At 70.8% G+C, this 12,096-nt stretch carries 10 protein-coding genes and 1 tRNA gene; 7 read left to right on the top strand and 4 right to left on the bottom strand.

Annotation, left to right across the window (positions count from 1 at the left end; all coding sequences use genetic code 11):
* The first annotated feature begins 3 nt into the window (after window positions 1-3).
* Window positions 4-423 (top strand): hypothetical protein, encoded by a 420-nt coding sequence (locus tag ACFXPK_RS11305; RefSeq protein WP_385074098.1) that lies wholly within the window; start codon window positions 4-6, stop codon window positions 421-423.
* A gap of 292 nt (window positions 424-715) precedes the next feature.
* Here ACFXPK_RS11305 and ACFXPK_RS11300 read toward each other — a convergent pair whose 3' ends face one another.
* Window positions 716-2,158, bottom strand: a complete 1,443-nt coding sequence (locus ACFXPK_RS11300) for a cystathionine beta-synthase (protein ID WP_385074095.1) — start codon at window positions 2,156-2,158, stop codon at window positions 716-718.
* A 144-nt stretch (window positions 2,159-2,302) separates the two neighbouring features.
* Between ACFXPK_RS11300 and ACFXPK_RS11295 the strand changes: the two genes are divergently transcribed.
* From ACFXPK_RS11295 to ACFXPK_RS11285, 3 genes are all read left to right on the top strand, one after another.
* Complete coding sequence (locus ACFXPK_RS11295) at window positions 2,303-3,358, top strand: SGNH/GDSL hydrolase family protein (protein ID WP_384992383.1); 1,056 nt, start codon at window positions 2,303-2,305, stop codon at window positions 3,356-3,358.
* Window positions 3,359-3,489: 131 nt separating this feature from the next.
* The gene (locus ACFXPK_RS11290; protein ID WP_384992386.1) at window positions 3,490-4,710 is read left to right on the top strand and encodes an acetyl-CoA C-acetyltransferase; all 1,221 of its coding nucleotides are present in this window, start codon (window positions 3,490-3,492) and stop codon (window positions 4,708-4,710) included.
* Window positions 4,711-5,093: 383 nt separating this feature from the next.
* A complete protein-coding gene (locus tag ACFXPK_RS11285) occupies window positions 5,094-6,047 on the top strand; it encodes a hypothetical protein (protein ID WP_385074192.1) in 954 nt (317 codons plus the stop codon).
* A 19-nt stretch (window positions 6,048-6,066) separates the two neighbouring features.
* Here the strand turns inward: ACFXPK_RS11285 and ACFXPK_RS11280 are convergent, their stop codons facing one another.
* A complete protein-coding gene (locus ACFXPK_RS11280) occupies window positions 6,067-6,387 on the bottom strand; it encodes a hypothetical protein (protein WP_384992388.1) in 321 nt (106 codons plus the stop codon).
* 162 nt (window positions 6,388-6,549) lie between these two features.
* On the opposite strand from ACFXPK_RS11280, the gene ACFXPK_RS11275 reads away from it, so the two are divergent.
* Entirely contained in the window at window positions 6,550-6,780 is a 231-nt protein-coding gene (locus ACFXPK_RS11275; RefSeq protein WP_329823452.1) for a DUF4287 domain-containing protein, read from the top strand.
* Window positions 6,781-6,992: 212 nt separating this feature from the next.
* Here ACFXPK_RS11275 and ACFXPK_RS11270 read toward each other — a convergent pair whose 3' ends face one another.
* Both ACFXPK_RS11270 and ACFXPK_RS11265 read right to left on the bottom strand, forming a co-directional pair.
* Window positions 6,993-7,871 (bottom strand): Bax inhibitor-1/YccA family protein, encoded by an 879-nt coding sequence (locus ACFXPK_RS11270; RefSeq protein ID WP_385074091.1) that lies wholly within the window; start codon window positions 7,869-7,871, stop codon window positions 6,993-6,995.
* Between the two features lie 175 nt (window positions 7,872-8,046).
* Window positions 8,047-8,129, bottom strand: a tRNA-Leu gene (locus ACFXPK_RS11265).
* Between the two features lie 512 nt (window positions 8,130-8,641).
* Between ACFXPK_RS11265 and ACFXPK_RS11260 the strand changes: the two genes are divergently transcribed.
* Both ACFXPK_RS11260 and ACFXPK_RS11255 read left to right on the top strand, forming a co-directional pair.
* Window positions 8,642-9,412, top strand: a complete 771-nt coding sequence (locus ACFXPK_RS11260; protein ID WP_385005036.1) for an ABC transporter ATP-binding protein — start codon at window positions 8,642-8,644, stop codon at window positions 9,410-9,412.
* 51 nt (window positions 9,413-9,463) lie between these two features.
* Complete coding sequence (locus ACFXPK_RS11255; protein WP_385074089.1) at window positions 9,464-12,007, top strand: ABC transporter permease; 2,544 nt, start codon at window positions 9,464-9,466, stop codon at window positions 12,005-12,007.
* Window positions 12,008-12,096 lie beyond the last annotated feature (89 nt).

Below are 12,096 nucleotides of genomic sequence, written 5' to 3'. Positions count from 1 at the left end.
GGTATGGAAGCCCGCGACCCTGAGCTGAAGAAGGACCTCGACGCCACACTCCAGGCGCGCAACGAGCTGGGGGCGGAGTACGACTCCGCGCTCATCGAGTCGTTCCTGGAGAAGGTGGAGCAGCGGCTGGACAGCACGGTGGACCGCCGTGTCCGGCGGCAGCTCGCCGAGAAACAGATGGTCGTCGCCCGTGGCAACGCGCCGTCGTCCCCGTCCGTGGAGGGGTTCGGGGAGCGTTTCGGCTTCGGCCTCGTCTCCCTGATCCTCGCCGTCCCGCTCACGGCGATCGCCGTGGTGAACGCCGGCTTCAAGGGCCTGGTGGTCTGCTGGATCGGCATCGTCGCGGTCAACGCGGTGCACGCCCTGCACGGCCGGCCCCGGTTGCCCCGGCAGCGGCGTACGGAGTCCGACTGGGAGGTCTGAGCCGGCGGGAGAGTAGTCGCGGGGACCGCCGCACCCCCGTTACCGGGGGGCGGGACGACGGCGGTCCCCGCGAGGGACACGGTCCGGGTCAGGGCCGGCTGACGTGTCCGGGCGTCCATGGAGGTCCGGGAGCCGCTCCGGAAGTCCTTGACGCCGACAACAACGACTATGCAGGGCGCGTGTTAAGCGAGTGCTGCGTGGACGTGTCGCGCTCGTACCACTTTCGCGAACCCGAGCTTCCGGATCGCCGCGAACCGCCCGTGGGTGGCCGGACCCGGCCACCCACCAGCGATTACTTCGCGCCGCCGACCGCGCCGGCGGCCGCTGCGGCGGCCGTGCCGCCGACCAGTCCGCCGGCCAGGTACGCCAGCAGGTCCTGCCTGCTCACGACGCCCGTGGGCTTCCCCTCGACCAGGACGATCGCCGCGTCCGCGCCGTCGGAACCGCTCAGCGCGGCCATCAGGTCGGCGACCGGCTCGCCCGAGCCGACCTGCGGCAGCGGGGACGACATGTGCTTCTCCAGCGGGTCGCCGAGGGAGGCGCGCTGGGTGAACAGCGCGTCCAGCAGCTCCCGCTCCACCACCGAGCCGATGACCTCCGCGGCCATCACGTCCGGGTGACCGGCGCCCGGCTTCACGATCGGCATCTGGGAGACGCCGTACTCCCGCAGGACGTCGATGGCCTCGCCCACGGTCTCCTCGGGGTGCATGTGGACGAGGGTGGGGATCGGGCCCGCCTTGTGGCGCAGCACGTCCCCGACGCTCGCGGTGTCGCCGTCGTGGTCGAGGAAGCCGTAGTCGTTCATCCACTCGTCGTTGAAGATCTTGCTGAGGTAGCCCCGGCCGCTGTCCGGCAGCAGGACGACCACGACATCGTCCGGGCCGAGCCCCTCCGCGACCTTGAGCGCCGCGACGACCGCCATCCCGCAGGAGCCGCCGACGAGCAGGCCCTCCTCCTTGGCGAGACGACGCGTCATCTGGAAGGAGTCCTTGTCGGACACGGCGACGATCTCGTCGGTGACCGTACGGTCGTACGCGGTCGGCCAGAAGTCCTCACCGACGCCCTCGACCAGGTACGGCCGCCCGGAGCCGCCCGAGTACACGGAGCCCTCCGGGTCGGCGCCCACGATCCGTACGCGCCCGCCGCTCTTCTCCTTCAGGTAGCGGCCGGTGCCGGTGATGGTGCCGCCCGTGCCGACGCCCGCGACGAAATGGGTGATCCGGCCGTCCGTCTGGTCCCACAGCTCGGGGCCCGTGGTCTCGTAGTGCGAGCGCGGGTTGTTCGGGTTGCTGTACTGGTCCGGCTTCCAGGCGCCCGGCGTCTCACGCACCAGCCGGTCGGAGACGTTGTAGTACGAGTCGGGGTGCTCGGGGTCGACCGCGGTGGGGCAGACGACGACCTCGGCGCCGTACGCGCGCAGCACGTTGATCTTGTCCGTGGAGACCTTGTCGGGGCAGACGAAGACGCACTTGTAGCCCTTCCGCTGGGCCACGATGGCGAGGCCGACGCCCGTGTTGCCGCTCGTCGGTTCGACGATCGTGCCGCCGGGCCGCAGCTCGCCGCTCTCCTCGGCCGCCTCGATCATGCGCAGGGCGATCCGGTCCTTGACCGAGCCGCCGGGGTTGAAGTATTCGACCTTGGCCAGGACTGTCGCCTGAATGCCTTCGGTCACGCTGGTCAGCTTCAGCAGCGGGGTATTGCCGACCAGGCTGATCATCGAGTCGTGGAATTGCACCGTTGTCTCCGGGGTCTCCGTGATGGTCCGGCCAGCGTATGCGCCCGCGGGTGAGATTGGGCGACGGTACCCACGGGGCAGTTAGCTGGTGTACGTACTCGTGCGTAGGACGACGAGGAGGCTCGCACTGTGTCGAGGGCGAGGGTGGCACGAAGGATCGCGGCGGGCGCCGCCTACGGCGGTGGGTCCATCGGCCTGCTGGGAGCGGCGGGCATCGGGGTGGTGCTGGCGGAGGTCCAGCTCGCGAAGCGGTCGGTGGGCGGCGGGACCGCCCCCGTACCGCCCAGCGGCGACGGCTGGTACGGACTGGCCTTCGGCCACACGGAGCCACTGCGGATGGGCATTCTGGGTGACTCCACGGCGGCGGGTCAGGGCGTACGGCGGGCCGGGCAGACCCCGGGGGCGCTGCTCGCCTCGGGGCTCGCGGCGGTCGCCGAACGCCCGGTGGACCTGCGGAACGTGGCGCTGCCCGGGGCCAGGTCCGACGATCTGGAGCGGCAGGTGAGCCAGCTCCTGTCGGAGCCTGCCCCATGGACGGCGCCCGGCCCCGGCGCGGGGACCGGCGCCACGAAGCCCGTCCCCGACGTCTGCGTGATCATGATCGGCGCGAACGACGTGACGCACCGGATGCCGGCCACCGAGTCCGTGCGCTGCCTGGCGGCGGCGGTACGGCGGCTGCGTACGGCCGGTGCCGAGGTGGTCGTCGGGACCTGCCCCGACCTGGGCACGATCGAGCCGGTGTACCAGCCGCTGCGGTGGCTGGCCCGGCGCGCGAGCCGCCAGCTCGCCGCCGCGCAGACGATCGTGGCGGTGGAGCAGGGCGGCCGTACGGTCTCGCTGGGCGACCTGCTGGGCCCGGAGTTCGCGGCGAACCCGCGCGAGCTGTTCGGCCCGGACAACTACCACCCCTCCGCGGAGGGGTACGCGACGGCCGCCATGGCGGTCCTGCCCACCCTCTGCGCGGTGCTCGGCCTGTGGCCGGAGACGGACCACCTCGACGCCGCGCGCGACGAGGACATGCTGCCGGTCGCGAAGGCGGCCTCGGCGGCGGCGTCCCGGGCCGGTACGGAGGTCACGGGCGTCCGGGCGCCGTGGGCCCTGCTCAAGCACCGCCGCCGGCGCCACCCGCTGCCGTCCCCCGCGGAGGCCACCCCGGAGGACCCGAGCGCGGCGGAGGCGCACGGGGTCAGGGAGACATGAGCCCGGGGGTGAGCAAGCGCTTAGAAAAGAGGCCCGCATCACACGCCGGGCCAGGTGACCCGTGTACTACGTACGGGTAACTTCCCAGTGAGCCCTGCCCTTGGATCCACTCCCGCACCCCTGGAGCCGTGATGCCCGAAGCCGTGATCGTCTCTGCCGCCCGCTCCCCGATCGGCCGGGCCTTCAAGGGCTCGCTCAAGGAGCTGCGGCCCGACGACCTGACCGCCACGATCATCCGTGCCGCGCTCGACAGGATCCCCGAGCTGGACCCCCGCGACATCGACGACCTGATGCTCGGCTGCGGCCTGCCGGGCGGCGAACAGGGCCACAACCTGGGCCGTATCGTCGCCGTACAGCTCGGCATGGACCACCTTCCCGGGTGCACGATCACCCGCTACTGCTCCTCGTCGCTCCAGACCTCGCGGATGGCCCTGCACGCCATCAAGGCGGGCGAGGGCGACGTCTTCATCTCGGCGGGCGTCGAGATGGTCTCGCGCTCCGTCAACGGCTCCTCGGACGGCATGCCCGGCACGCACAACCCGCTCTTCGCGGAGGCCGAGGAGCGGACCGCCGCCGTCGCGGGGAGCGAGGGCGCCGAGTGGCACGACCCGCGCGCCGACGGCCTGGTGCCCGACGCGTACATCGCGATGGGGCAGACGGCCGAGAACCTGGCCCGCCTCAAGGGCGTCACCCGCGAGGAGATGGACGAGTTCGGCGTACGGTCGCAGAACCTCGCCGAGGAAGCCCTCAAGAACGGCTTCTGGGAGCGCGAGATCACCCCGGTGACCACGCCGGACGGCACGGTCGTCACGGCGGACGACGGGCCGCGCGCGGGCGTCACCCTGGAGGGCGTACGGGGCCTCAAGCCCGTCTTCCGCCCGGACGGCCGGGTCACGGCCGGCAACTGCTGTCCGCTCAACGACGGCGCCGCCGCGCTCGTGATCATGTCGGACACCAAGGCGCGCGAGCTGGGCCTGACGCCGCTGGCCCGGATCGTCTCCACCGGCGTCACCGGCCTGTCGCCGGAGATCATGGGATACGGCCCGGTCGAGGCGTCCCGCCAGGCGCTCTCCCGCGCCGGGCTGACCGTCGGGGACATCGACCTGGTCGAGATCAACGAGGCGTTCGCGGCCCAGGTCATCCCGTCCTACCGGGACCTGGGCATCCCGCTGGAGAAGCTGAACGTCAACGGCGGCGCCATCGCGGTGGGCCACCCCTTCGGCATGACCGGCGCGCGGATCACCGGCACACTGATCAACAGCCTCCAGTTCCACGACAAGCAGTTCGGCCTGGAGACGATGTGCGTGGGCGGCGGACAGGGCATGGCGATGGTGATCGAGCGGCTGAGCTGAGCCGCAGCGGAGGGCAGGGGTCGTCCGAGGTACGAGGACGGCACCTGCCCGCAGCGGAGGCGAAGCCCAGCGCGACCGGAAACACGAGCGGCTGAGCTGAGCCGCGGCGGAGACCAGGGCCTGTCACCCAACGTGTCCGCGCAGTACGGAAAAGCGACCACGGCCGCCCCCGATCCCCAGTCGTGACTGAATCTCCCCCAGGATGTGACCTATGCCCGGGGGAGATTCGTTTGCCCTGGTCAGGGCGGTGAACCGGCGATACGTAAGGTCGAAAGACCTGTCCATTTCATGACGTAATGCACTGCCGCGCGGTCCCCGCCCCCGACAAGCTGAGGTAGGAAGTCGGGGGTATCGATCGGAATCGGGAGTAGTCAGTGAGCACCATGTCTCTTGCCCTGCTGCTGACCACGGCCACCGCCACGGCCGTGGGCGTCGCTGCCCTGCACGCCGCTCACTCGCTGCGTCGGCAGGTCAGCGCCCTGCGCGGTGAACTGGCCGCGGTGCGCCCCGTCGGCCTCGCCGCCGCCGTTCCGCAGGCCAGAAGCGCCGCCGACGCCGTCCAGACCGACGCCATACGTACCGCCGTCGCCGAGGCCCTGGCCGAGGAGCGGGAGCGGGAGCTGGCCGAGGCGCGCGCCTTCTGGGCCGCTCAGGAGGCCCGCGACGCCACCGACTCCCCGTCGATGCTGGGCGGGCTGTCCGGCCTCGGCGCGGAGGACACCCCGTTCTACGTGCCGCGCCAGATGGACTTCGTCGGCCTGGAGTCGCTGGAGGCCCTGGAGGCGCTCGACCTGGACGCCGCCGAGGCGTTCGACGACTTCTCGGGCCACCCGGACCACTCCGCCTCCGGTGAGCTGACGGAGCCGGTCGGGACCGCGCTCGGCATGGGCGGCATGGCCGGTACGAGCGAGGCCGTCGAGTTCGCGGAGGACTCCCCCGAACTGGCCGCCGCCCGCCGCCGCCACCCCTCGCACCCGGACTTCGTCCCCGTGCAGACCCCGGTCGTCACCGACCACGAGCGCACCGTCGCCCGGCTCGAAGAGCTGGCACGGACGCGTACGGCGCTGGCCGACGTCCGCCCCGGCCCGCTGGGCACGCTCGACGTCTATGTCTTCGCGGACGGTACGACGCTGTGCATGACCCCGGGGCACCGCGAGACCGCCGAGCGGCTCTCCGACGCGCTGCGCGAGGGCGAGGCCCCGTTCCTGCTGGGCGGGTCCGGTGTCTCGGGCGCGTACACCCTGACGTTCTCCTGCGGCGGCGACGGATACCCCCACGGCGACACCGGCGCCGAGCACATCTACATCCTGGCGGACCGCGTCATAGCGTCACTCTGACCGGCCCGCTCGCCGAGCGTCAGAGCGACGCGTCGGCCACCGTCTTCTCCACCGACCGCACGGCCTCGTCCAGTTCCTCTTCGGACGGGGCCGTCCGCAGTGCCTCCGCCAGGTCCCCGGCCGCGACCGTGAGCTGATCGGCGACGGCGAAGACCCCGGCGTCCGGCATGATCCGCACCGGCGTCCCCGGACTCTCCAGACGCTGCGCCCTGACGGACAACTCCCTGGCCAGCTCCAGCGCGCGGGCCGCGGCGCCGCGCTGGAGCCGGCTCTGCGGGGCGGTCCTGAGCCGGTCGGCGAAACGGTCCACGGCAGCCGTCAGAGGCGTTGTATCGAGCACCCGCCCGACCCTACGCGGCCGTCGGGACCCGCTGCCACCGTCTTGCCAACAGCCCTTGCCAACGGCCCCCGGCTCAGGCACGGTGGGCGTAAAGGACCGGAAGGACCGAAAGGATCCCGTCCAGAAGGACCAGCAAGCAGCGCAGAGCGTCCGGAGGCGCCGATGTCCCTTGTCTTCTCCGAAGAGACCCACCGCAACCTGCTCGCCCGAATCCCCCATTGCACCGGTCGTGAGATCTCCGACTGGCTCCGCACCGTCGAGGACGGCCCGTCCCTCTTCCGTTTCGAGGAGAAGGTGAGCTGGCTGCGGAGTGAGCACGACCTCGCGTACGGACACGCCAAGGCGATCGTCCACGAGTACGACCTGAGGCGCGCGGCACGCCGCCTCACCTAAGCCGCACCGGTAGGCGTACCGGTCGGCAACGGTTCGACACGACGAAGGACGACGGAGGGGTGGGGGGGCGGGGGGGGGGCTCCGCCGCGCTCGCAGCGCCGGGCGGGCGCCCCCGGGCGGGCCCCCCGCGGGCCCCGCCCCCCCCCCCCCTCCGTCTGTGTGTCCGTCACCCGGTCGGCCGCTGCCGGCCCGCCGGGTACCCCGCCGACCTGCTAGTCGTTGCCGCTGAGGATCGAGAAGAGCCGCAGCATCTCCATGTAGATCCACACCAGGGTCAGCGTGAGGCCGAAGGCCGCCAGCCAGGACTCCTCGCGCGGAGCGCCGTACGCGACGCCGTCCTCGACCTGCTTGAAGTCGAGCGCCAGGAAGCACGCGCCGAGGATGATGCCGATGATCCCGAAGAGGATGCCGAGGCCACCGCTGCGGAAGCCGAGGCCGTCACCGCCACCGAAGACGCTGAAGAGCATGTTGGCGACCATGAGGAGCACGAAGCCCATCGCGGCGGCCATCACGAAGCCGTAGAAACGGCGGGTGACGCGGATCCAGCGCATCTTGTACGCGAACAGCACGCCGGCGAAGACCGCCATCGTGCCCATCACGGCCTGCACCACCACGCCGGGCGCGATGTACGTGCTGACGACGTTGCTGATCACTCCGAGGAAGACACCCTCGAACGCCGCGTACGACAGGATCAGCGCCGGGGACGGCTTGCGCTTGAAGGACTGGATCATCGACAGGGCGAACGCGACGAGCACGGCGCCGATGGCGATGCCGTACGACATGCCCATGTTCGCCGGGTCGACCGGCAGCAGCACCCAGGAGAGGACCGCCGTGAGCACGACCGTGCCCAGCGTCATCCCCGTACGGGTGACAACGTCGTCGATGGTCATGGCACCGGTGCTCGGCGGTGCCTGCGGCGTGCCGACCGGGGCGCCCTGCTGCTGCGCGTAGGGGTTGGTCGCGTACGGGTTCGTCGCGTACGGGTTGGTTCCTACGGCGGGGCCCCCGGCCTGCGGCGCCGCGTTGAAGCCCGCGTGGCCGTTGTCGCGGCTGAAGCCCCGTCGCGAGAAGACCGGGTTGCTGCTCCTCATCTCACTCCTCCATGGCCACCCAGCGCGGCCTTGCGTCAAGAGTAATGGGAGAGCAAAGCGTACGTCCTAGTGCTCGGGGAGGATCTTTCGCCGAATCGGGACGCCAACGGCGTGCCGCTCGTCACAAAAGCCGCCCAAAGGGACCGCGGCGCCGACCGGCACGTGGCGCGTGATGTGCCCGGAGCCGGACTTGAACCGGCACGCCCCCGAGGGGCAGCGAGGTTTAAGCTCGCCGTGTCTGCATTCCACCATCCGGGCAAGGCGCGCGACGCCGCGTTGGCACAGGAGCCTATCGGGACACACCACTCGAACAGCCGAGCGCCTACCCGATGTTGTCTTATTTTATTGAGGTCTGAGGGTGCGTCAGGGCACGTAACGAGCCATCGGCACATGCCGGGCGCGGGTGGTCATCTCGTACCGAGGCACACGAGAATGACGAAAAGTCGCCGCCCGGTCACGCATCCGGCACAGGCGCCGCTCCGACGTACGCCGGGGCGCCTCCGGCGCGCGGGTGGGCGCGCGAGGGGCCGGGGAACTTCCGGGGACCGGATGTACACCCTCTCAGGGCCGGTGTCATACCCCAGGAGGAGAGCGCACCCCCGAGGGTCAGACCCAAGGCGGCCACGGGAACGGGCATCGCGACGGACGCCCGGAGGGGTCCTTCGCGAAGAGGATGGAGAGGTCCGCGAGGGAGGGGTTCCTCCGTCCGCGGAGCCCCGCCGCCGGCTCAGCCCGGTCCCGTCCTGACCGTCCGACAGGAGTGTTCTTCCGTGACCACCACCCCGCTCGCCCACCGCGCCACCGCAGTGGCCGCTCGCGCCTCCGATCTCTCGAAGGTCTACGGAGTGGGCGAGACCCAAGTGGTCGCGCTCGACCATGTCTCCGTCGACTTCCGCCAGGGCGAGTTCACCGCGATCATGGGCCCGTCCGGCTCCGGCAAGTCCACGCTGATGCACTGCGTGGCCGGCCTCGACAGCTTCAGCAGCGGCTCCGTCCGCATCGGCGAGACCGAGCTGTCCACCCTGAAGGACAAGAAGCTCACCCAGCTTCGCCGGGACAAGATCGGCTTCATCTTCCAGGCGTTCAACCTGCTGCCGACCCTGACGGCCCTGGAGAACATCACGCTCCCCATGGACATCGCCGGCCGCAAGCCCGACAAGGCGTGGCTCGACCAGGTCATCACGATGATCGGCCTCTCCGACCGGCTCGGCCACCGGCCCACGCAGCTCTCCGGCGGCCAGCAGCAGCGCGTGGCCGTCGCCCGCGCCCTCGCCTCGCAGCCCGAGATCATCTTCGGTGACGAGCCGACCGGGAACCTGGACTCGCGCTCCGGCGCCGAGGTGCTGGGCTTCCTGCGCAACTCGGTACGGGAGCTGGGCCAGACCGTCGTGATGGTGACGCACGACCCGGCGGCGGCCTCCTACGCGGACCGGGTGATCTTCCTCGCCGACGGCCGCATCGTCGACGAGATGTTCGCGCCCACCGCCGACGGCGTGCTGGACCGGATGAAGGCGTTCGACGCCAAGGGCCGCACGAGCTGACCGTACGCGCAGTCCCGTCCCCTCCGGCCCACCCTCACCAGGACTTCCATCATGTTCCGTACCGCCCTGCGTACTGTGCTCGCGCACAAGGCCAGGCTGCTGATGACCGTGCTCGCCGTCATGCTCGGCGTCGCCTTCGTCTCCGGCACCCTGATCTTCACCGACACCCTCGGCAGCGCCTTCCGCAACCAGTCGTCGAAGAGCTACAAGGACGTAGCCGTCTCCATATCCGCCTACGACTCCCGCGACAGCGACGACCCGGAGGCCCGTAAGGGCGGCGCGGGTCTCAGCCAGACGGCCATGGACCGGATCCAGGCGCTCGACGGGGTCTCCTCCGTCACCGGGCGCGTCGAGAACTTCGCCGGGGTCGCGGACCCCGACGGCAAGCTGATCGGCAACGGCTGGTCCAACACGGGCTCCAACTTCGCGCCCGGCGAGAACGGCAAGGACCCCGCGTACACCTTCACCGACGGCTCGGGCCCCCGCGAGGAAGGCCAGATCGCGCTCGACAAGGACACCGCCACCAAGGGCGAGTACAAGGTCGGTGACACCGTGCGGGTCGCCACCAACGGACCGGTGAAGGAGTACACCCTCTCCGGTGTCTTCACCACCGAGGACGGCGCGGTCAACGCGGGCGGCAGCCTGGTCCTCTTCACCACCGAGGTCGCCCAGAAGCTCTACCTGGAGCCCGGCTACTACGAGAAGGCGACCGTCAGCGCCGCCCCCGGCACCTCCGACGCCGCGCTCCTCACGCAGGTGAAGAAGCTCCTCCCGAAGAACGCCGAGGCGGAGACCGGCGACGCGCTGGCCGAGAAGCAGGCGAAGGACATCGAGTCGGGTCTCTCCGGCCTCAACCAGATGCTGCTGGCCTTCGCCGCCATCGCCCTGTTCGTCGGCATCTTCCTGATCTCCAACACCTTCACCATGCTGGTCGCCCAGCGCACCAAGGAACTGGCGCTGCTGCGCGCCGTCGGCGCCTCCCGCAAGCAGGTCAAGCGCTCGGTGCTGGCCGAGGCGGCCATCGTCGGCGTCATCGCCTCGGTGGTCGGCTTCGCCCTCGGGCTCGGTCTGGCGATCGGACTGCGCGGCCTGATGGACTCGTTCGGCGCGAAGATCCCGGCCGGACCGCTGGTCGTCTCCCCGGTCGCGATCGCCGCCGCGCTCGGCGTCGGCGTGCTGATCACCGTCTTCGCCGCCTGGCTGCCCGCCCGCCGGGCCGCCAAGATCCCGCCGGTGGCGGCGATGAGCAGCGTGCACGCCGTGGCGACCACCAAGTCCCTCGTCGTCCGCAACTCCATCGGCCTGGTCATCGCCCTGCTGGGCGCCGCCCTGATCCTGGTGGGCGCGAAGCAGGGCTCCGACGGCCGGTTCCTGCTGGCCGCGGGCGGGTTCCTCACGATGATCGGTGTCATCGTGCTCATCCCGCTGCTCTCCCGGCCGGTCATCGCGCTCGTACGGCCGCTGCTCATAGGGGCCTTCGGGGTCTCCGGCAAGCTGGCCGGCCAGAACGCCGTGCGCAACCCGCGGCGCACCGGGGCCACCGCCTCCGCGCTGGCCATCGGGCTCACCCTGGTCACCGCCCTCACCGTGCTGGGTGTCACGATCGGCCAGGCCATCGACCAGATGACCACCGACAACATCAAGGCCGACTACATGGCCTCGATGGCCAACGGCAGCCCCCTCGACCCGAGCGCCCTGAGCGCGCTGGAGAAGGCGCCCGGCGTCAGCGCGGTCTCCCCGCAGCAGGCGGTCGACCTGGAGATCAAGGGCGACTACGTGTCGGCCTCCGGAGTGACCCCCGGGGACATCGAGAAGGTCTTCAACATCACCACGGTCTCCGGCTCGCTCGGCTCGCTCTCCGGCGACGCGGTCGCGGTCGCGGAGGACACCGCGAAGTCCAAGGGCTGGAAGACCGGCGACACCGTCCAGGTGAAGTACAACGACGGGAAGAGCGCCGACCTGAAGATCGGCGCGGTCTACGAGGGGAACGAGTTCCTCTCCCCGATGCTCATCTCGACGGACCTGGCGAACCCGCACGAGACCACGCACCACATCCGTGAGGTGTGGGTGAAGACGGACGGCGGCCCGAGCGACGTCCGCGCCCAGGCCCTCGTGGACGCCCTGGGCAAGAACCCGGCGATCACGCTGATGGACCAGAACGACATCAGGAACCAGACCAGCGGGCTGATCAACACGGCGCTGAACATCATGTACGGCCTGCTGGCGATGGCCCTGATCATCGCGGTCCTCGGGGTCGTCAACACCCTGGCCATGTCGGTGTTCGAGCGGCAGCAGGAGATCGGCATGCTGCGCGCGATCGGTCTGGACCGGCGCAGGGTGAAGCGGATGATCCGGCTGGAGGCCGTGGTGATCTCGCTCTTCGGCGCGGTGGTCGGGGTCGGTCTCGGTACCTTCCTGGCCTGGGCGATCGGTCAGACGATCAAGAACGCGATCCCCGGGTACGCGCTGTTCGTCCCGTGGGACAGGATCGCGCTCTTCCTCGCGCTGGCCGCCCTGGTGGGTGTCCTGGCGTCGCTGTGGCCGGCGCGCAGCGCGGCCAGGCTCAACATGCTGACGGCGATCAAGACCGAGTAACGGAGCACGGGTACGGACGGCGCAGGCGGCCCGCTCGCCGAGCCGGGCGTACGCGCGGGTGACCGCCTCCGCGAGATCGTCGGGGACGG

It is taken from the genome of Streptomyces sp. NPDC059142, from assembly GCF_042755665.1.
Lineage (GTDB): Bacteria > Actinomycetota > Actinomycetes > Streptomycetales > Streptomycetaceae > Streptomyces.
Note: the sequence above shows the minus strand (reverse complement) of the source record. Positions and strands in the feature narration are given on the sequence as shown.

Coding starts and splice junctions, on each gene's coding strand:
- ACFXPK_RS11285 (WP_385074192.1), top strand. CDS start 5,094: ATGTCTCTTGCCCTGCTGCTGACCACGGCCACCGCCACGGCCGTGGGC.
- ACFXPK_RS11290 (WP_384992386.1), top strand. CDS start 3,490: ATGCCCGAAGCCGTGATCGTCTCTGCCGCCCGCTCCCCGATCGGCCGG.
- ACFXPK_RS11255 (WP_385074089.1), top strand. CDS start 9,464: ATGTTCCGTACCGCCCTGCGTACTGTGCTCGCGCACAAGGCCAGGCTG.
- ACFXPK_RS11275 (WP_329823452.1), top strand. CDS start 6,550: ATGTCCCTTGTCTTCTCCGAAGAGACCCACCGCAACCTGCTCGCCCGA.
- ACFXPK_RS11270 (WP_385074091.1), bottom strand. CDS start 7,871: ATGAGGAGCAGCAACCCGGTCTTCTCGCGACGGGGCTTCAGCCGCGAC.
- ACFXPK_RS11305 (WP_385074098.1), top strand. CDS start 4: ATGGAAGCCCGCGACCCTGAGCTGAAGAAGGACCTCGACGCCACACTC.